Genomic DNA, 21,288 nt, shown 5'->3' with positions numbered 1-21,288 from the left:
AGATTATTTCAAATGAAAAATCAAAGTGTAAAAAATAATATTGACTGGATAAGCGTTTTTATCTATGCTACGTTAGTAATATTGGGGTGGTTGAACATTTATTCTTCTTCATTACTATCTACAGATGGAACATATCAAAAACAGCTTATTTTCATTGGCTGTACAATTCCATTAATTTTTATAGTACTTTTTGTTGACGGAAAATTTTACGAAAAATATGCCAGTATAATTTTTGGGGTTTCTTTATTATCACTGATCGGATTATTTGCTTTCGGAAAAACAATTGCCGGACAAAGATGCTGGTATGCAATTGGAGGTTTTACTTTACAGCCTTCTGAGTTTGCAAAAGCAGCAACATCATTGGCTTTAGCCAAGTATTTAAGTGATACACAAATTAATCTAAAAGACATAAATAGGCAATTTCAGGCTCTGGCTATTGTTTTTTTGCCTGTAATATTGATTTTGCCACAGCCAGACCCTGGAAGTGCACTTATTTACAGCATTTTCATAATTGTACTTTATAGAGAAGGATTGCCTTCTTGGTATGTTTGGACTGGTTTTATAACTATTTTACTCTTTGTTCTAACATTAATTTTAGAACCATATGTCGTTATTATACTTGCGTTTATTGTACTGGCAGTCATTCATTTTAAAGGCAGAGTTGTTGATCGAAATATTATATTAAGCGCTATATTATTAGCAGGTATATCAGGATTTGTTTTTTCTGTTGATTATGTTTTTGATAACGTATTTAAACAGCATCACAGAGACCGTTTTAATATTTTACTTGGAAAAAGTGTGGATATGAAAGGTATTGGATATAATACCAATCAATCTGAAATTGCAGTTGGATCTGGAGGATGGCTTGGAAAAGGTTTCTTAGAAGGAACTCAAACAAAAGGAGGTTTTGTACCAGAACAACATACCGATTATATTTTTACAACAGTTGGTGAAGAATGGGGATTTGCAGGTTCGCTAGTTGTTATTTCGCTTTTTGTAGGCTTATTTTTAAGAGTTATTTATTTAGCTGAACGACAGAAAACAAAATTCAGTAGGGTTTATGGCTATTGCGTCGCCGGAATTTTATTCACTCACTTTTTTGTAAATATCGCAATGGTTATCGGAATTTTTCCAACTATTGGCGTTCCGTTGCCGTTCTTTTCATATGGCGGTTCAGGGCTTTGGGGCTTTACTATTTTGCTGTTTATCTTCTTAAAAATGGATGCCAATAAAGTAAATGAATGGTAGTATTAAATAAAAGAATTAAAGTTTAATTCAATTGCAGCAGAAAATAAACTACACAGAACTAATTTATTTTTGTGACTAAGTGTTAGACTAACAATTTACTTATAATTAAGCATAAAAAAGTCCGAAGTTTGAGCTTCGGACTTTTTTATGCTTATATTTTTTCTCCTGTTGTTCTCTTTTTTATTAGCTTTAAGAAAACTGGAAATGTAGATATTACGATAATTCCAATTACTATAACTTCAATGTGTTCTTTTAAATCTATACCTTGTTCTAAAAATACGCCGTATAAATAATGTCCTGAAAAGATCAATACAAATGACCATAAAAAAGAACTTAGAATATTATAAAACATAAATTTCTTTTTATCCATTGAAACAATTCCAGCTATAATTGGTGCAAATGTTCTAAATATTGGAAGAAAACGAGCGTAGATAATTGCTTTTCCTCCATACTTTTCAAAAAAGTCTTTCGATTGCAGTAAATATTTTTTCTTAAACCAAAAAGTATCTTCTTTTTTAAACAGATAATAACCGCTTTTGGCTCCAAACCAATATCCAGTCATGTTTCCAAAAACTCCCATTATACCAACTAAAGTTGAGAGTAAAAAAACGTTTATAAAATCACTCGGAATATAAATAACATTTTGAATTAAGTCGCGGCTGTAAATCCCTGATAAAAAAAGCAAACTGTCTCCGGGAAGAAAAAAACCTGCAAAAAGTCCTGTCTCAGCAAAAACTATAAACAGCACTATATATAACCCAATTTGAAAACCTCCGATACTTAATGTTATATAAAATTCAGGGTTGACTAATTGAGTCCAATCAAAATTATTCATAAATATGTTTTGGTTACACGTATAAGTTTGTGAAAGTAACAATAATTTACTTCAACCACAATAAAATATGTTATTTTAAAGATAAATTAACTATTAAAAAGCCCAAGGATAACTTGGGCTTTTTCAAAAATTATTCTCTTGTATACTTGCAGCATGTGTGCAAATTATCATAATCTGCCTGAGTTGCTTTGACTTCTTTTGTATCATGCCCTACTTTTGCAATAGCTGCATTTAAGTCAGCTGGAGATGATTTTTCTTCGTTTAATATAACAGTTAATTGATGTGAGCTTATATCCCAATTTGCTGTTTTTACACCCGGAACTCCAAAAGCAGCTTTTTCGATGCGCTTTTTACATTGTTCGCAATTTCCATTTACTTCTGTAGTATATTTAAAATTTTTATTTTTTTTAGTTTGAGCCTGAGCTGAAAATCCTAAAAAAGTGATCATAGCGATTAAAATCAAATTTCTCATTTCGTCTATTATTTAGTGTTATAAATTATTATTTATATTGTATTGTTATTTTATTTTAAATCGTAATCCTGCGTAATACATTTGTCCAAAAATGGGTGCGTAAGCAACTGAAGCATCAAAATTTGGACCGAAAGGATCATTAGCTCCTAAAATTGCTTTTTCTTGTTTATAATTTCCAATGTTTTCTCCTCCAATATAAACTTCAAAAACAGGCGAAAAAACTCTGGTAACCTGAAGATTCATTACAGCATATGAAGGTGAAAAATCAGGAAACTGATCTTCAACAGGATTAGAAGCTGTATAAGGCAATTGTTGTTTTCCAGACCAATTAAAAGTGTAATCAAACTTCCATTGTTTGTCATTATTTAAGGCCGTTTCGTATTCCAGATTTCCTAAAAAACGATGTTTTGCCTGCAACGGACGCTGAAAAGTTCCTCTCAAATAATCAGTTTGAATATCATAATATTTATAGGCTGTTCTTAAATTCAAATTATGAATCAGCTCATAGTTAAATTCAAATTGAAAACTATTTGCAAATGAACTTCCTTTTAAGTTATAAAACAAAACATCTTGCGGACTTTGCATTAGATCTACAACTGCCTGATTTTGAAAATCAGTTCTATAGAAATCAAATCCAATATCGGCATTCTTATTGAAAATTTTGAATTTCTGAGAAAAACTCACACCATAATTCCATGCAATTTCTGGATTCAATCCATAAATTTTTCCGCTATTATCTAAGATTGAAAAAGTTCTGGAACTTGCAAAAAGCTGTTGATTTTCTGCAAAAATATTAGCTGAACGTTTTCCTCTTCCGGCAGAAAAACGAATCACAGCATCTTTCCACGGATTGTAACGCATGTGCAGGCGGGGCGTTACAAATAAGCCTAAGCGATTATGATTGTCTACTCTACCACCTAAAATCAGACTGAAATTATCTGTATTATCATAAGTATATTCAAAAAATGCTCCTACAGAATTATCAATTCTGCTATAATCATTTACGTTCACAAATTCCTGATATTGATCGTAGGTAAAATTCAAACCCGTTGTGAATTTGTGCATTGTATTATTAATAATCGAATTGAAAATTAAATTCGAATAAAAGCTGTTCTGATTAATATCATATAGATTTAACCCAAAATAAGAATTTTGATTATGACTGTTGAAAGCATTCTGAAAACCAATACTTTGATAAGGCATATCTGGAAAAACGTATCCAATTTTGGTAGAAACATCAAAACGTTCTGTGTTGATTTCTGAACCCCATCGATTTGTTGTTCCTCTATCTGTATCTTTATCAAAATCAACTTCTCCGGTTTGTTTTTTATCATTCATATATCTGAAATTGATAAAACTTACTAAACCGCTATCTGGATTGTAATACTGGTAGCGATTCAAAACATTGATTTGTTTCCCTAACGGATTATCTAAAAAACCATCGTCATTCATATCGTTTTTAGCGACACGAGTATTTCCGTGAACAAAAAGGCTTGTTGCCCATTTATCAGACAATTTTTTATTGAAATGGGTATTCAATTCAAAACGAGAATCAGTAGATCCGTAAGCATTCAAAAAGAACGGAATATCGCTTAAAGGTTTTAAAAGTTCTGTATTTATTTGTCCCGAAATGCTTTCATAACCGTTAATAACGCTTCCGGCTCCTTTTGTGATCTGAACACTTTCGATCCAGGTTCCGGGTGTAAATGATAATCCGAATGCTTGAGAAGCACCACGCACCGATGGAATGTTTTCTTCAGTAATCATTAAATACGGACTTGTTAAACCTAACATTTTTATTTGTTTGGTTCCTGTTAAAGCATCCGAAAAATTTACATCTATTGAAGGATTGGTTTCGAAGCTTTCGGCCAAATTACAACAAGCAGCTTTAAGCAGTTCTTTGCTTGTAATTAAAGTTGTATTGGCAGTAAGCGTATAGGATTTTTTGATTCCCTTTTGCTTTTTGGTAATTTTCACTTCTTCTAAATCTTCCTGAGAAAAAACAGATATTGAAAGCAAAATCATACCGAAAAGCATGATATTTCTTGGCATAAAAAAAGATTTTAATGTTAAATAGAAAAACTGTTTTATAGCAATTTCTTTTTATAAGAAACAGAAAAACAGCACAATGCAAGCCAAAAAAACTTGCTCGATTCTAAACATTAAAATCAGGAGTAAAAAATATATTGACTATATAATTTGAATAAGGGAGGCGCATTCGCATCTGAATAATACGAAGTAATTTGATTGCTTTTAAAATTTGGAATTGATAAAAAAGCAATTGGTTTGAACTCCTGAATTACAGCAGGAAATTCAAGTTGAAAAAAGAATATTTTGAAAGTCGCATTATCTGATTTCTTTTCTAAATGCACTACTTTGTCTTTGCAGCAAGAAGATTTTTTTTCAGATGCTCCGCAACATTTTTTTTCTGGTGAAGCAACTGCTGCAGTATTTAAAGAAACAGAAGCAATTTTTCCGCCGCAATAATGCACATCAAAAGCAAACCCGATGTTGGAAACCAACAACAGAAAAGCTAAAAATAGTCCTGTGCACTTCTTTAAATTCATGTTGCAAAATTACCTAAAAGATTTTAAAAAAGTTTAATACTATTCTATTTTTTAAAATTTTGTTGCTGATAATAAAATGCAGGAATAAATAACAAGGCAAATATGGGCTGGATAATAAATCTTCTTACATAAAAAAGAAGCCAATTATCATTAGGCAAATAGTTGAGGACTATAAAAAACATCCCGAAAAGCAGCACGAAAAAAAATAAATATAAAAAAACACTGAACTTAAAAATTTCAACATCTTTAAACAATATATATATAAGGAGTAAAGATAAAATTGTGTTTAAAAAATATCTTAAAAAAAGGCCGCAAAACAGCTTAAACATATTTACTTCAGGATAAGGCAAAGTTTTGTAATCGTTTTCAAAATAATCAAGAAACGGATCGTAAAAAAGCTGAATTTCAAAAGCTCTTATAAGTCCAAAACATATTACAATAGAGATTGCAATCAAAATCTTGAATTTATGCTCTATTAATTTATTTAGCATATTTTGAAAATTTATTAACCCAAATAATCCACAAGATAAAAACAAGTCCGTAAATAATTAAAGGAAAAAGAACACCATGCAAAATATGGCTTTTGTCTGGGAAATGAAATAACAAAACAGCCAATAAAGCAATTCTGATCACATTTAAAACATAAATAAAGAATGCTCCAAATAAAATAAAATACAAAGTGGTTTTTAATTTCCCTGAAAAGGCAATAACAAATGAAACAAATAAAATAATAACGCTGACGGCATTGCAGCCCTCAACAATTCTGATCGGAATTTCTCCATTATAAAAAACGAGCAAATAAGGAGCTGCAAAACCCTTTTCAATTCTGATGTCCAAGTTAAAAAAATGCATTAACTGCTCGACATTGCGGCCAACTACGTTTGTAATTGCGTCTACATCGATTGGACTATAGCTATTAAGATAGAGCTTATAAAGTAAAGTAAGCAAGATATAAGCCGAAAAAAAAGTGCCTATAAAAATTAAGAAAGGTTTAAATTGTACTAAATATTTTTTCAAAGGAATTTTTTTTCAAATTTATGTATTTTTTGAGTTCAGCTTTAAATACTTTTGTATAAAATTTTTACATCATGACATTTCAAGAATTACAACCAAAGATAAGCGGTATTGTAGCTGATATCAATACTGTTAGAGACGAAAAATTATTAGCAATATGCCAATTACTAAATGAAAACGTAGAGTATTATAATTGGGTTGGTTTTTACTTCGCCAATCACGAAAACAAAACTTTGCATTTAGGACCTTATGTTGGTGCAGAAACAGACCATACTGTTATTCCTTTTGGGAAAGGAATTTGCGGTCAAGTTGCCGAAAGCAATGCGAACTTTGTAGTTCCGGATGTAGCAGCCCAAGACAATTATATTGCCTGCAGCTTTACTGTAAAATCAGAAATCGTAGTGCCATTATTTGTAAATGGAGTTAATATTGGCCAGATTGATATCGACAGTCATGTAATTGACCCATTTACAGAAGCTGACGAAAGATTTTTAGAGTTTGTTAATCAGGAGGTTGCTAAATTATTTTAAAAAATAAGGCATCTAAAAGATTAAAAAAAGATTATTTTAAGCCTAAATTGTTTAATCTCTAAATTTTTCATTCTTTAAATTTATTTTTTCAAAAAAAAGTAGTAATTTTGCACCGTCTTACAAAAGATGTACGACTACATAAAAATCATTAAATAATATTGGAATGTATTTAACTAAAGAAAAAAAGGAAGAGATTTTCGCTCAACACGGTAGTGCAACAAATACTGGAAGCGCAGAAGGTCAAATTGCATTGTTCACTTACAGAATTTCACACTTAACTGAGCACTTGAAAAAAAATCGTCACGATTACAACACTGAGCGTTCACTTGTACTATTAGTAGGTAAAAGAAGAGCTTTGTTGGATTACTTGAAAAAGAAAGAGATCAACAGATATCGTGAGATTATCAAAGTATTGAATATCAGAAAATAATCAATATAGAAAAGAGGTGCGAGAGTGCCTCTTTTTGTTTTTACATTACAAGCATTTTATAAGAAAAAAAGTTTGGTTTTTCATTGGGTTTTAGAAACAACAACTACACACAACAACTACAACACAACTAAAACCCATTGTATAACCAATAAGGAAAAATTATGATTCCACAATTATTTGTAGAAAAGATCGATTTAGGTGATGGAAGAAGCATCACAATCGAGACGGGTCGTTTAGCAAAACAAGCTGACGGTTCGGTAGTAGTAAGAATGGGCGACACGATGATACTTGCAACAGCAGTTTCAGCTCGTAGCGCTAACCCAGCGGTAGACTTTTTACCATTAACAGTAGATTACCGCGAAAAATTTGCAGCAGCTGGTCGTTTTCCTGGAGGTTTCTTCAAAAGAGAAGCACGCCCAAGCGACAGTGAAGTGTTAACAATGAGATTAGTAGACCGTGTTTTGCGTCCGCTTTTCCCAGATGATTATCATGCTGAAACTCAAGTTATGATTCAATTAATGTCTCATGACGAAGAAGTTATGCCAGACGCTTTAGCTGGTTTAGCTGCATCTGCAGCATTAGCAGTTTCAGATATTCCCTTTTATAACTTAATTTCTGAAGTTCGTGTTGCACGTATCGACGGAAAATTTGTAATCAACCCAAGCAGAGAAGACTTAGCAAAATCTGACATCGACATGATGATTGGTGCTTCTATGGATTCAGTTGCAATGGTTGAAGGAGAGATGAAAGAAATTTCAGAAGCTGAAATGGTTAGTGCAATTAAATTTGCTCACGAAGCTATTAAAGTTCAAATTCAGGCACAATTACGTTTACAAGCTGCTTTTGGTAAAAAAGAAATCCGTACTTACGAAGGTGAGAAAGAAAACGAAGAAATTTACAAAAAAGTAAAAGCTGCTGCATACGATAAAATATACGCAATTGCAAAAGTTGGTTCAGCTAAACACGAAAGAACTGCTGCATTTGCTGAAGTAAAAGAAGAGGTAAAAGCTTTATTTACTGAAGAAGAATTAGCTGCTGACGGAGATTTAGTTTCTAAATATTTCTACAAAACAAACAAAGAAGCTGTTCGTAATGTAGTATTAGAATTAGGTGTTCGTTTAGATGGTAGAAAAACAACTGATATCAGACCAATTTGGTGTGAAATTGATTACTTGCCAAGAGTTCACGGTTCGTCTTTATTTACACGTGGAGAAACTCAGGCCTTGGCTACTGTAACTTTAGGAACTTCTAGAGAAGCTAACCAAATTGATTCTCCATCTGAACAAGGTGAAGAGAAATTCTATCTACACTATAACTTCCCTCCTTTCTCAACTGGTGAAGCAAAACCTCTAAGAGGAACTTCAAGAAGAGAAGTTGGTCACGGTAACTTAGCGCAAAGAGCTTTAAAAAACATGATTCCTGCTGATTGTCCTTACACAATTCGTATTGTATCTGAAGTTTTAGAATCTAACGGTTCTTCTTCTATGGCTACAGTTTGTGCTGGAACAATGGCTTTGATGGATGCTGGAGTTCAAATGGTAAAACCAGTTTCTGGAATTGCTATGGGATTGATTACTGACGGTGAAAAATTTGCTGTGTTGTCTGACATTTTAGGTGATGAAGATCACTTAGGAGATATGGACTTTAAAGTAACTGGAACTGCTGATGGTATTACAGCTTGTCAAATGGACATTAAAATAGATGGTTTACGTTATGATATTATGGAGCAAGCTTTAGGGCAAGCACGTGAAGGACGTTTACATATTTTAGGAAAATTGACTGAAACTATCGCTGCACCAAGAGCTGACGTAAAAGCACACGCACCAAAAATCATTACCAGAACTATTCCTGGAAACTTTATTGGAGCATTAATTGGACCTGGAGGAAAAGTAATTCAAGAATTACAAAAAGCTACTGGAACAACTATTGTAATCAATGAAGTTGATGAGCAAGGTGTTATCGAAATCTTAGGTACAGATCCTGCTGGAATCGAAGCAGTATTGGCTAAAATTAAGTCAATCACTTTTAAACCGCAAATGGGTGAAGCTTACGAAGTAAAAGTAATTAAAATGTTAGATTTTGGAGCTGTAGTAGAATATACTGCTGCACCAGGAAACGAAGTTTTATTACACGTATCTGAATTAGCTTGGGAACGCACTGAAAACGTAACTGATGTTGTAAACATGGGTGATGTATTTGAAGTGAAATACTTAGGTGTAGATCCTAAAACTAAAAAAGAAAAAGTGTCAAGAAAAGCACTTTTGCAAAGACCTCCTCGTGAGGACAAAAAAGAGTAATCAGATCTTAGTTTACTAAAGGTTTATTCATAGAAAACCCCAATTCAAATATTTGAATTGGGGTTTTTCGTTGTACTTAAATTACAAATTCAAAAATGCCGCTTATTAATAAATAACATTACTATTTATCTGTTATTTAGAATAAAACAGCCAAAGCTAAAAAACAACACTTAATTTACATTTTATTGAAAGAAAAAAAATACCTTTAACGCTACCAAAACCAATTAATTAACACTAAAAAACACCAATTATGGCGTATACTGTAGTACAGAATACCAGAATCAACACAGGCGATTTTATTTTTTCAAATCCAAAAACCGTAACCTATCCCGTACCTCCATTAGTTTCTGCAAAATTCTACACCACAGAAGGAGGTGTGCGAACTTTAAAAATCAGAGCTACATTATATATTAACTCTGAAGACCCCAATAACCCAACTGTTGCGGAGCCACAAGAAATAGGCAATTCATTACAATTATTTTTTGACTATAATTTTTCTGACCAAACACCGGAAAGCTGTGATGTATGGTATGTAGAAGTAGATTATACGTCTGATAATGTTAACAATTTAAACCAAATTGTATCCTTTTTAAAGGATATTGATCCAGAAACTTCAAGAGGAACAAGAACCGAACTGCCATAATTATGAATAATAAATGGATTAGGTTTTTTCTTTATCTTACTTTGATAGTTCCAAGTTTGCTTTTTTCTCAGTCACCTGATTTATTTGAAAAAAACATACTTAAAAAAAAGACGATCGAATTTAAGGAGGAAATAAATTTTATTAAATCTCAATCTTTTTACTTAAAAAAAGATTGGGATTCTACTCTTATATACTCAATGAAACAATTGAGTTTAACAACAAACAAGGAACTAATTGATTATTCGCATTATTTTAGAGGTTCAAGTTTTGTTCAAAAAAAACTCTACAAGGAAGCTAAAAAGGAACTATTACTTATTTCTGAAAAATTTGAATTTTATCTTCGCGCCAGAATCCTTTTAGCCACTGCAACTTTAGAATTACGCGAGTTTAAAAATGCTTTGCTGTATTATGAAAACGCGCTCAAACTTCCTCAAATCTCACAACAATCTCACGATCTTTCAAAAACATTTGAAGGCTTAGGAATCACTTATTTCTTTTTAGAAAAATATGACAGAGCTGAAGATTACCTTGTGAAAAGTTTAGAAATTAAAGAAAAAGAAAAAAATGAAACTGAGTTATTAAATGCTTACAACGCTATGGCAAATTTATATTATGTACAATACAAAGACAGCCAAGCGATTCCTTATTTTGAAAAAACCTACGCATTATCGAAAAAAGTAAAAAACACCAGTAAAAAAGCGATGGCAGCTGAAAATATGGCGGCTGTAGAAGAAAATAGAGGCAATTATAAAAAAGCTTTAGAATATAGAAAAGAATCTGAAAAATGGAAAGACTCTTTAAATAACCAAAACAAAGTCTGGGCAGTTGCTGACTTTGAAAAAAAATTCGCAGTTGCACAAAAACAAAAAGAAATTAAAGTCTTAAAAGTCGAAAACGAATTAAAAAAAACACAGCGCAATGTGTTTTTTTTCTCGGCTATCGCCTTATTGCTGTTTTTAACTGCAGGAATTTATCTTTACGCTCAAAAAGTAAAAAATTCGAAAACCATATTAATTCAAAAAAACAAACTTGACCAGCTTAATGCAACTAAAGATCAGTTGTTTTCGATTGTAAGTCATGATTTACGCTCGTCTGTAAATGCCCTGAAAACAAGCAATGCTAAATTAGCCGCAACATTACAAACTAAAAATTATGATGATTTAAATGGGTTGATTATTCAAAACAGCGGTATTGCAAACGGCGCTTACAGTTTATTAGACAATTTACTGCATTGGGCAATGCTCCAGACAAAGCAATTGTATTTTTATAAAGAATCTGTCCATTTGCATTCTATTGTACAGCAAATTGAATATAATTACAAACCTTTGCTTTTAGACAAAGCGATTCATTTTGAAAACAACGTTTCAAAAAATATTTTCATTTTCGCAGATCTTGATTCATTAAAAATTGTATTTAGAAATTTGTTGGATAATGCCATTAAGTTTTCAAATGAAAATGGCCAGATTACTTTTTACACACAGGAAAACAATTCTGATTCTTGCCAATTAATTATTCAGGACAACGGAATTGGAATGAGCAGAGAAACAATAACAGAACTGCTTAAAGACACTGAAGTTTTAGCCAAAAAAAAGAATGCTGAAATTATAGGAACTGGTTTAGGATTGCAATTATGCAAACAAATGATCAAAAAAAACGGTGGTACATTAGCGATCGAAAGCGAATTAAACAATGGGACTAAAATGATATTAACATTCCTCAAAACAACTAGCAATGGATAATATTAATGTTTTAATTATCGAAGACACGCCAGAACAAAGTGATGCACTTATTAAGGTACTGCTTCAAAACAATTATAATGTTGTGGGAGTAGGCACAAACTTTACAGAGGCATTAAAACTTTTTTACGAACATACAATTGATGTTATTATAATTGATGTTTTCTTAGACGGAAAACCAGACGGAATAACCTTTGCAGAATCCATTAATATAATTCCGAATGCGTCAAAACCATTTGTTTTTTTGACCAGCTCTCAAGATCGTCAAATTTTTGAAAGAGCTAAACTTACTAAACCTTTCAGTTTTTTAATGAAGCCTTTTAATGAGCTCGAAATTTTGTACGCCATAGAAATGGCTGTTGAAAAATTTTACGCTCAAACCAATATCTTTTTAAGTGAAGAACAAGATACGGTTATCAGCAGTGATTATTTATTTATAAAAAAGAAAAACGCGTTAAAAAAAGTAGCCTTAGACGACATTCTTTATATTGAGGTCGAAGAACGTTACTGTAATATTATTACCGAAAAAGAGAAATTTGTAATTCTCATTTCATTGACTAGAATCAGCGATTTATTAGATAGAAGTAAATTTATAAGAACGCACAGAAATACGATTGTGAACTCAGATAAAATTGAAGAAATCATACTTTCTGACAATCTTATAATTTTAAAAGGCAATCACAAAATAAACCTCAGCGATACTTACAAAGATTTTATAAAAAAGATGAATATTTTATCCTAACTCAAAGAACCTTTCAAAAATATTTTCCTCAAATCCTCTTCTAGCGAAGAGGATTTTTTGTTTTACAAAACGCTTTTTCGAGTAAAATACATTTTTAGAGTTTTCATGACAAAAAAAATGGCTTTCGTGACATTTTTAAGATTAAGAAAGCAAATCGCCATTACATTCGCATCACAAAAACCAAATAAAATAAATTCTAGATGAGAATCGAACTAACCAAACAACCAGAAATGAAATTTTTATCAACTTTAAAAAAAATAATAAATAATCCCTGGATTGGCGTTTTAGTCTCTCTGGCTTTAATTATTCCGAGTTTATATGAAATTCTTGATGACGTCACTATTCTCAGAAAAGAATACATCATATTAGCTGTTTCATTTCCTTTTTACTTAAAATCGCTGAAAAAAATATTCGATGAAATCTTAGATACTTCTGATGATTATTTAGATTAAAATAGTTTGCCCCTCCTTGATAAAATACCTCAGCTTAAGTTTTAAGTTTGGGGTGTTTTTGCATAAAATGATAAATATTATATTACAATTAACAATTAATGATCTTATTATAACTTTTTTTTAATACTTTTGAAATCGACCGAAATAAAAACAAAAAACCACTAATCCTTTGAAAAATTCACAAAAAAAGATAATATTCCTAACTATCTTTGGATTATTATTAAGCATTCATTCAATACACAGCCAAAGCGTTAAAGAAATTGAAATTTATAAATGGTTTGACAAAACTCTAGGTATCGAATCTTTAGATATCAAAAACGGATTAGCCCACTTAAATTTTGATAAAACAGTCGAAAATCAAAATCGATATTATGGCTCAGGTGATTTCAAAAAAGGAAATGTTAATTACAACGGCCAAGACTACTTCGACTTATTTTTTAAATATGACATCTACAGCGATGAACTTATTTTAAGGCCTTACGACGAGCTAAACACTACAAAGATTAATCTCATCAAAGAAAATATAAGTTATTTTACTTTAGGCAATGAAAAATTTGTAAACTTAAAAGAATTAAAAAACAGTTCTTTTCAGGCAGGATTTTATGAAGAAGTTATTATTGCAAACGACCTGAAACTTTATATCAAATATCATAAGGAAAAGAAAAAGAACATCAAAGACGAAATCAATCTGATAGAATATATTCCTAGATATGAATTTCTTTTATTCAAAGAAAAAAAGTTTAATTTAATCAATGAAAAAAAGGAAATAATAGCATTATACCCTGCAAGTAAAAGCAAGATCAATGATTTCTACCTTATGAATAGAAACTTAAGAAAAGAAAATGCTTCGTTATTTATGAAAAATCTAATAAAATACATTAACAATTAAAACCCGAAGAAACTAAACAAATGAGAATATTAACTATCCTTTTATTATTTTTCGGTTTTAATCAATTATTGCATTCACAAGGCGAAAAAAATACAATCAGCATAAATTACAGCAACATTAACAGAATTGCTGTTCTCGAAAAAATTGAAGCTTCTACTGGATATAAATTTTATTTCCAAGATAATTGGTTTGATAAAAATGTTTTAATCTCGGGAAATTATTCCAATAAAACTATACAAGAAGTATTATCTAAGGTTTTAGAAGATACAGATCTTAATTTTTTTATTATTAATAATAAAATCATTTTAACGAAGAACAGTATAATTTACGACAAATTTCAGAACAACAAAAAAAATTCGAATCCTCCAATATTTTTCCAGCAATACGATTCGGTCAAAAAAAACAAATCAGATACAGCTGCACCAATCGCTTTAATAGGAAAAGAATCTACTGATTCAAATGTCGAATTATACACTTTATCCGGTTATATTACTGATTTTAAAGATTCGAAACCGTTAGCAGATATAAATATCAAAGTAAAGAACACAGCAATAACAGCGGTTACAAATGCAGAAGGGTTTTACACTTTAAAACTTCCTACTGGTTTGAATACTATTGAAGTTGAATCTTTATTTTATAACGGTACTTCTCGAAAAATTATGATTTACAGTAATGGAAATTTAGATTTTTCTGTAGTCGAAAAAATAAATCAATTAGATGAAGTTTTAGTAAAAGGAAAAGACAGTCAAAATATTAGAACAGCTATAACCGGTGTAACAACAATAGAAGCTGAAGGAGTAAAAAATATTCCGTTAGTTCTTGGTGAAAGAGATATTCTAAAGGTTGCTTTGACTATTCCTGGAGTAAAAACTGCAGGAGAAGGATCATCAGGATTTAATGTTCGAGGTGGTAAAGAAGACCAAAATTTAGTATTGCTAGACAATGCAACAATATATAATCCTTCTCACCTTTTCGGGTTTTTCTCATCAATCAACCCCTATACCATTAATAAAGTAGATATTTATAAAGGCGGTATTCCATCTGAATATGGAGGACGCTTATCATCTGTTTTTGATATTATCTCGAAAAACGGAAATACACAAAAAATTTCTGGAGAAGGCGGAATTGGTCCTGTAACGAGTAATCTTACTTTGTCACTTCCTGTTGTAAAAGACAAAGCTAGTTTGCTGATTGGCGGAAGAGCAACGTATTCTGACTGGATTTTAAAATCATTAAAAGATGAAGACCTAAAAAACAGTAAGGCGTCGTTTTACGATTTATTTGCAAAATACAATCACAAAATAAATAAAAACAACGCTGTTGAAGGTACTGCATACTATAGTAAAGATGCTTATAATATAACGCCTGATTCACTTTACGAATATAGCAACAGACTGATCTCATTAAAATGGAAACATGCTTTCAATGAGAAAAACAGCAGTGAGTTTAATGTAAGTAACAGCGAATATAAATTCAGTATTGATTATGAATCTGTCAATCCTGAATCATTTCTTTTTAAGTATAAAATAAATGAAACCCAAGCAGCTTTAAAATTCAGCAGTGAACTTAATACTAACCACAAATTTACGTACGGGATTGCAAGCAAATTATATAAAGTTAATCCTGGAGAAATAGCCCCAAATGGAGGATCTTCGTTAGTAACTCCTGTTAATATAGATGACGAAAAAGGATTAGAATCGGCGGTGTTTTTTTCTGATAGATTTCAAATTTCTGAAAAACTATTGTTAGATGTTGGAGCCAGATATTCATTATACATGGCACTTGGACCATCAACCCAAAAAGTGTATGAAGAAGGTGTGCCAAAAACTTCTTCGACTGTTATAGAAGAAAAAACATATACAAACAATCAAGTGATAACAACTTCTGGCGGATTTGAGCCAAGAGTTGGTTTACGCTATATTTTTGATGAAAGCTTATTTGTAAAAGCTGGTTTTGACAAAAACTTTCAATACATTCATTTGCTTACCAACAACACCACACAGTCTCCTACTGATACTTGGAAATTATCAGATTTAAACGTGAAACCAGAAAGCGGCCTGCAATATTCCTTAGGTATTTTTAAGAAATTAGAATACAATGATCTTGAATTAAGCGTTGAGGGTTATTATAAAACATCTAAAAACATTCTTGATTATAAGGTTGGAGCAAATATTCTTTTAAATGAAAATTTAGAAACTGAGCTGCTGCAAGGAAATGGAAAAGCGTATGGTGTTGAATTTTTATTAAAAAAATCAATCGGAAGACTTAATGGCTGGATTGGCTACACGTATTCAAGATCATTTTTACAGCTAGACAGTAAGTTTAATGACGAAAAAGTAAACAATGGCGCTTATTTTCCAACTAATTTCGACAAGCCACATGATTTGAGTATCGTAATGAACTATAAATTTACGCATCGTTATAGTTTTTCATCTAATTTTGTCTATCAAACAGGAAGACCAATTACTTATCCTATAGGAAAGTATGTCTATAATGGTGCAGAATATACTTTGTATAGCGATAGAAACAAATTTAGAATACCTGATTATTATAGACTAGATGTAGGTTTAAATATTGAAGGAAATCATAAAATAAAAAAATTAGCACATAGTTTCTGGAATATTTCGATCTATAATTTACTAGGAAGAAACAATCCGTATTCGATCTTTTTTGTTACAAAAGAAGGAGAAATAAAAGCCTATAAAACCACAATTTTCGCAGTTCCAATACCAACTGTTACTTATAATTTTAAATTTTAAACGTTATGAAAAAAATCTTTTTTTTAAGTAGATTTCTTATAACAATAATGCTTTTATCGGTATTTGGATGTACGACTCCGTATGCCTACCAAGCTAGTGGATATGAAGATGTTATTGTAATAGAAGCCACAATAACAAATCAAAATAAAACTCAAGAAATTAAAGTTTCAAGATCCTATAAACTTGATGAAAAAAACAACAAATTCGAAACCGAAGCCGTTGTATACGTAACTGATGATCTGGGTACTAGATATGAATTTGAGCAAAACGACGCATCATACACGTCAAGAGTGCCTTTTCAAGCTAATCCAGACAGACAATACCAATTACACATTCTTACGAAAGACGGAAGAACGTATGTTTCTACCGCAGAAACGCTTCCACAGCAAACTCAAATTGAGAGCGTGAATGCTGCTGCAAAAACAAAAGATGGCCAAATGGGTATAGAAATTACCGTCAACAGTACAGACCCAACAAACAAATCTAAATACTATAGATATGAGTACGAAGAGGATTATAAAGTTATAGCTCCTAAATGGTACTATCAAAAGGCTGTTTCTCATTTCTTTACTCCTGGTTCATATCCTCCAGGGGAAGTTGTTTTTGAAACAAGAACAGAAGAAGCCAGAATTTGCTATTTGAATCAAAAATCAAATGAATTAATCTTAACAAGTACCAGCGATTTATCTGAAGACAAAGTAACTGATTTTCCAGTGCGATTTATTAGCAGTACAGATCCTGTTATAAGAAACAGATATAGTATTTTAGTAAAGCAATATGTGCAAAGTCTTGCTGCGCACACCTTTTTTGAAACATTAAAAGAAATTTCTAATTCAGGAAGTATTTTATCTCAAACACAGCCTGGTTTCTTTTACGGAAACATAACATCTGTTGATAATCCAGGAGAAAAAGTTATTGGTTTTTTTGATGTGTCTTCTTATTCTGATAAAAGAATATTTTTTGATTTTATAGATTTGCTTCCAACCGAACCAATGCCAAAATATCAATACGACTGTCCTGTTCCAATCCCTGTAGAACAGGAAAAGGCATATATCTTTAATTATTGTTTCAACAAAAACCCAGAATTTGGCTGTCAAGGAGAGTTGATTTTACAATATCTTCAAACTAATCTTAAAACTTATTTTCCTACAGAATCAAGAACATCTTTTATATTGTATAACATAGAATGCGGAGATTGTACAACATTTGCATCTAATATAAAACCATCATTTTGGATAGATTAAAATATATATTATTCCTAGCTTTAGCAATAAGTTATCAGCAAATTTCTTTCGCTCAAAAAAACAATTCTATAAGTGAACTTACCGAAGTTGACAAGAAACTTAACGAGTCAATTTATATAAGTACAAATACGAATTCGTTCTTGACTGGCGAAACTTTATTCTACAAGATTTTCTGCATAAACAAATCTGAAAACACAAGTAGCAATTTTAGTAAAATAGCTTATGTTAAACTGATAGACAATAATAAAAAAACAGTTTTTACACATAAAATATTCCTCGAAAAAGGAACAGGAAATGGCGACTTTTTTATTCCGACAACATTAGAATCTGGAAGCTATAAACTAGTAGGATATACCAGCTGGATGTTAAATAAAATTGCTGCTGAATATTTTAATATTGATATTTATATTGTAAATCCATATAAAGAAAATCCAAGCAATATAACAACGGCTTCAAATAAAGCTTCTTTAGTAGAAGCAATTGCAGATAATAATATTTCGTTTGATTTAAAAAGCAAAACTTATAATAATAGAGATCAGATTAATTTAGGAATTAAAACTAATTCTGAGGAATTTACTAACGGAAATTACACGCTTTCAGTAAGAAAAGTAGATGGTTTTCTATCAAAGAATAAAACAGCTTTTAATAATTTAAATAAAAGTACTGCTAGTGAAATTAGCAATAGCAATGAGATCGCGCTTCCCGAATTACGAGGCGAATTAATCACTGGAAAAATAATTTCATCTACTGCAGATATTAATAACAAAAAAGTAGCACTTTCTATAGTAGGCAAAAATTCGAATTTAAAAATTGTAAGAACTGATAATCAAGGAAAATTTATTTTTAATTTAGAAAAGCCAAATTCCAATTCAAATATTATTGTTCAAGTAATTGAAAACAATAAAGAAGATTATACAGTTGAAATGGACAAAGTAAAAGACATCGATTTATCTAATTTAATTTTTCCAAATATTCAATTTAATACAGCATTCAAAAACAACATAACGGAAAGACTAATTTCAAGCCAAATACAAAATGCATACTATGATGTCAAAAAAGACAGCATTTTAAAATCTAATGATACGATTCCGTTTTACGGTCAATCTGAAGAATTTAAATTTGATGCATATACAAGATTTCCCAATATGGAAGAAACAATAACTGAGATCATAAAAGGAGTTTATTATAGAAAAAACAATAATGAGTACTTTATTTATGTATTTGACTATAATGAAAATTATGAATCTTCATTACCGACACTAGTAATAGTTGACGGATTAATTCTGGAAAATCTTAATGAATTTTTCGCTTATAAACCTAAAAACCTTTATAAAGTAAACGTCGTAAGAGGAATTTATTACTACGGATCAAAATCATTCAACGGAATCGTTTCTTTTACGACTAAGAATGGAGATTATGATACAAAACTTACAGGCAGTTTTCTATTAAGACCAGAATTACTAAGGCCCCAACCTAAAAAAGAATATTTTAATCCAGATTATTCAAACACTAAAAACTCAAGAATTCCTGATTACAGACATCAGCTATTATGGATGCCGAATGTTAATTTAGGAAATTCAAATTTAATGAAATTTTATGCATCTGATGTATCAGGTAAGTTTGAAATAATATTGGAAGGATTTTCAGCAACCGGAAAACCCGTTTATATAAAAGATTTTATAGAAATAAAGGATTCTGCATTAAATTAAAAAGAAAACATTTTATATTACCTCGTTTCAAAATTGATTCGAGGTTTTTTTGTTTTTAAACACAGCCTTTTTAATTTTTAAACTATTAGATAGAAAAATTTATAAAATGGTTTTGTTATTTAAAAAACATTCAAAAGGATTTACATCATATAATAAAATTTGAATTTAAATCAACTCATAAGGGACTGCATCAAGCAAAACAGAAAGGCACAGAAAAAGTTATACCAAACGTATAAAAAAACTCTTTAGCTTTTTGCTTTTAGATAAAAACCAGCTTTTTTTAGAATCTGAAAAAGTGGCGAAGCAACAAATTGGCGAAGCGAAAAACATATCAGGAATCAATTTTTCTTATAATTTAGGAATAGGAATAAGCTATAAATTGAATGACAAGTTTAATTTAGACATAAATCCGCTTTTTAAATATTATCTGAGTACTTTTAAAGAAAGCGGTGATGCAAAACCATATAGTTTTTCGCTTCAATCTGGGGTTAGCTATAAATTTTAAAAATATTTTTTACTTTGTTGTAACTTTTTTGATACTCTTTACGTATAACTATTTGTACACTTAAAAATTGAGGAGACAAAAACATGAGACAACTTAAAATCACCAAGCAGGTAACTAATCGTGAAACTGCATCGTTAGATAAATATCTACAAGAAATCGGAAAAGTTGACCTAATTACCGCTGATGAAGAGGTAGAATTAGCACAAAGAATAAAGGCAGGTGATCAAAGAGCATTAGAAAAATTAACAAAAGCCAACCTACGTTTCGTTGTATCGGTTGCTAAACAATATCAAAATCAAGGATTAACTCTTCCTGACTTAATTAACGAAGGAAACTTAGGTTTAATTAAAGCTGCACAGCGTTTTGATGAAACTCGTGGTTTCAAATTTATCTCTTATGCAGTATGGTGGATTCGTCAATCGATTCTTCAAGCATTAGCAGAACAATCACGTATCGTTCGTTTACCATTGAACAAAATTGGTTCTATCAATAAAATCAACAAAATGTATGCTTTATTAGAGCAATCTAACGAGCGTCCGCCTTCTGCTGAAGAAATTGCAAAAGAACTTGACATGACTGTAAATGACGTAAAAGAGTCTATGAAAAACTCTGGCCGTCACTTATCTATGGATGCACCTCTTGTTGAAGGTGAAGATTCTAACCTTTATGACGTTTTACGTTCTGGAGAATCTCCAAACCCAGACAGAGAATTAATTCACGAATCATTACGTACTGAAATTGAACGTTCGTTAGAAACATTAACTCCAAGAGAGGCTGATGTAGTTCGTTTGTATTTTGGCCTTGGCGATCAGCACCCAATGACTTTAGAAGAAATTGGAGAAACTTTCGACTTAACTCGTGAGCGTGTTCGTCAGATTAAAGAAAAAGCAATCCGCAGATTAAAACATACTTCTAGAAGTAAAATTCTTAAAACTTATTTAGGATAACTATATTTGTTTCAGGTTTAAAGTTTCAGGTTAACTAAAAACAACTTGAAACCTTAAACTTGAAACTATTTTAAAGCAAACAACAGTTTGATTGACTGTTCGTTTTTTGATTGATGATTGAAACTCCGGCTGATTACCGGAGTTTTTTATTTTTTATTTGGACGTTTTTTAAACCGCAACTTTCGCAAAGGTTTTTAACATTCGAGATAAAACCTTGTGATCTTAGCGTAAATCCTTGCGAAATTTTCTGTTAAATAAACTTTAGATAA

General features: G+C 31.0%; 20 protein-coding genes. 14 read left to right on the top strand and 6 right to left on the bottom strand.

Annotation, left to right across the window (positions count from 1 at the left end; all coding sequences use genetic code 11):
• Positions 1–12 precede the first annotated feature (12 nt).
• The gene (rodA, locus tag IRZ83_RS08405) at positions 13–1,248 is read left to right on the top strand and encodes a rod shape-determining protein RodA (RefSeq protein WP_194568057.1); all 1,236 of its coding nucleotides are present in this window, start codon (positions 13–15) and stop codon (positions 1,246–1,248) included.
• A 151-nt stretch (positions 1,249–1,399) separates the two neighbouring features.
• Here the strand turns inward: rodA and IRZ83_RS08400 are convergent, their stop codons facing one another.
• From IRZ83_RS08400 to xrtF, 6 genes are all read right to left on the bottom strand, one after another.
• Positions 1,400–2,083 carry a DedA family protein gene (locus IRZ83_RS08400; protein ID WP_029271799.1) on the bottom strand — a complete coding sequence of 228 codons (684 nt, stop codon included), beginning with the start codon at positions 2,081–2,083 and terminating at the stop codon, positions 1,400–1,402.
• A 130-nt stretch (positions 2,084–2,213) separates the two neighbouring features.
• Complete coding sequence (locus IRZ83_RS08395) at positions 2,214–2,555, bottom strand: heavy-metal-associated domain-containing protein (protein WP_194568055.1); 342 nt, start codon at positions 2,553–2,555, stop codon at positions 2,214–2,216.
• Positions 2,556–2,600: 45 nt separating this feature from the next.
• Positions 2,601–4,607, bottom strand: coding sequence for a TonB-dependent receptor plug domain-containing protein (locus IRZ83_RS08390; RefSeq protein WP_194568053.1), 2,007 nt, complete (start codon positions 4,605–4,607; stop codon positions 2,601–2,603).
• 116 nt (positions 4,608–4,723) lie between these two features.
• Positions 4,724–5,122 carry an HYC_CC_PP family protein gene (locus tag IRZ83_RS08385; protein ID WP_194568051.1) on the bottom strand — a complete coding sequence of 133 codons (399 nt, stop codon included), beginning with the start codon at positions 5,120–5,122 and terminating at the stop codon, positions 4,724–4,726.
• A gap of 44 nt (positions 5,123–5,166) precedes the next feature.
• A complete protein-coding gene (locus tag IRZ83_RS08380) occupies positions 5,167–5,613 on the bottom strand; it encodes an exosortase F system-associated membrane protein (protein ID WP_029271795.1) in 447 nt (148 codons plus the stop codon).
• Positions 5,603–6,139 carry an exosortase family protein XrtF gene (gene xrtF / locus IRZ83_RS08375; RefSeq protein ID WP_029271794.1) on the bottom strand — a complete coding sequence of 179 codons (537 nt, stop codon included), beginning with the start codon at positions 6,137–6,139 and terminating at the stop codon, positions 5,603–5,605. Before xrtF ends, IRZ83_RS08380 begins: the two co-directional genes overlap by 11 nt.
• 71 nt (positions 6,140–6,210) lie before the next feature.
• Between xrtF and IRZ83_RS08370 the strand changes: the two genes are divergently transcribed.
• The 13 genes from IRZ83_RS08370 (at position 6,211) to IRZ83_RS08310 (ending at position 21,019) form a co-directional block, all read left to right on the top strand.
• Positions 6,211–6,666, top strand: coding sequence for a GAF domain-containing protein (locus tag IRZ83_RS08370; protein WP_029271793.1), 456 nt, complete (start codon positions 6,211–6,213; stop codon positions 6,664–6,666).
• A gap of 163 nt (positions 6,667–6,829) precedes the next feature.
• Positions 6,830–7,096, top strand: a complete 267-nt coding sequence (gene rpsO / locus IRZ83_RS08365) for a 30S ribosomal protein S15 (RefSeq protein ID WP_029271792.1) — start codon at positions 6,830–6,832, stop codon at positions 7,094–7,096.
• A gap of 161 nt (positions 7,097–7,257) precedes the next feature.
• Positions 7,258–9,393 (top strand): polyribonucleotide nucleotidyltransferase, encoded by a 2,136-nt coding sequence (locus tag IRZ83_RS08360; protein WP_029271790.1) that lies wholly within the window; start codon positions 7,258–7,260, stop codon positions 9,391–9,393.
• A 250-nt stretch (positions 9,394–9,643) separates the two neighbouring features.
• A complete protein-coding gene (locus IRZ83_RS08355; protein WP_029271789.1) occupies positions 9,644–10,036 on the top strand; it encodes a hypothetical protein in 393 nt (130 codons plus the stop codon).
• Between the two features lie 197 nt (positions 10,037–10,233).
• Positions 10,234–11,775: a tetratricopeptide repeat-containing sensor histidine kinase gene (locus tag IRZ83_RS08350; protein WP_194568049.1), complete on the top strand. Its 1,542-nt coding sequence runs from the start codon at positions 10,234–10,236 to the stop codon at positions 11,773–11,775.
• On the top strand, positions 11,768–12,514 hold the full coding sequence (locus tag IRZ83_RS08345; RefSeq protein ID WP_029271787.1) for a LytR/AlgR family response regulator transcription factor: 747 nt from the start codon (positions 11,768–11,770) through the stop codon (positions 12,512–12,514). The genes IRZ83_RS08350 and IRZ83_RS08345 overlap by 8 nt, the downstream gene beginning before the upstream one ends.
• Before the next feature lie 200 nt (positions 12,515–12,714).
• Entirely contained in the window at positions 12,715–12,966 is a 252-nt protein-coding gene (locus tag IRZ83_RS08340; protein WP_194568047.1) for a hypothetical protein, read from the top strand.
• 169 nt (positions 12,967–13,135) lie between these two features.
• The gene (locus tag IRZ83_RS08335) at positions 13,136–13,855 is read left to right on the top strand and encodes a hypothetical protein (protein WP_194568045.1); all 720 of its coding nucleotides are present in this window, start codon (positions 13,136–13,138) and stop codon (positions 13,853–13,855) included.
• 20 nt (positions 13,856–13,875) lie between these two features.
• A complete protein-coding gene (locus IRZ83_RS08330; RefSeq protein ID WP_194568043.1) occupies positions 13,876–16,614 on the top strand; it encodes a carboxypeptidase-like regulatory domain-containing protein in 2,739 nt (912 codons plus the stop codon).
• Between the two features lie 47 nt (positions 16,615–16,661).
• Positions 16,662–17,858: a DUF4249 domain-containing protein gene (locus tag IRZ83_RS08325; RefSeq protein WP_194568041.1), complete on the top strand. Its 1,197-nt coding sequence runs from the start codon at positions 16,662–16,664 to the stop codon at positions 17,856–17,858.
• On the top strand, positions 17,846–19,567 hold the full coding sequence (locus IRZ83_RS08320; RefSeq protein ID WP_194568039.1) for a hypothetical protein: 1,722 nt from the start codon (positions 17,846–17,848) through the stop codon (positions 19,565–19,567). Before IRZ83_RS08325 ends, IRZ83_RS08320 begins: the two co-directional genes overlap by 13 nt.
• 253 nt (positions 19,568–19,820) lie before the next feature.
• The gene (locus tag IRZ83_RS08315) at positions 19,821–20,072 is read left to right on the top strand and encodes a hypothetical protein (RefSeq protein WP_029271776.1); all 252 of its coding nucleotides are present in this window, start codon (positions 19,821–19,823) and stop codon (positions 20,070–20,072) included.
• 83 nt (positions 20,073–20,155) lie between these two features.
• The gene (locus IRZ83_RS08310; protein WP_007804760.1) at positions 20,156–21,019 is read left to right on the top strand and encodes an RNA polymerase sigma factor RpoD/SigA; all 864 of its coding nucleotides are present in this window, start codon (positions 20,156–20,158) and stop codon (positions 21,017–21,019) included.
• Positions 21,020–21,288 lie beyond the last annotated feature (269 nt).

Origin of the sequence: Flavobacterium sp. JLP, from assembly GCF_015350755.1 — a bacterium.
Lineage (GTDB): Bacteria > Bacteroidota > Bacteroidia > Flavobacteriales > Flavobacteriaceae > Flavobacterium.
This window is presented reverse-complemented; position numbering and strand designations above follow the sequence as displayed.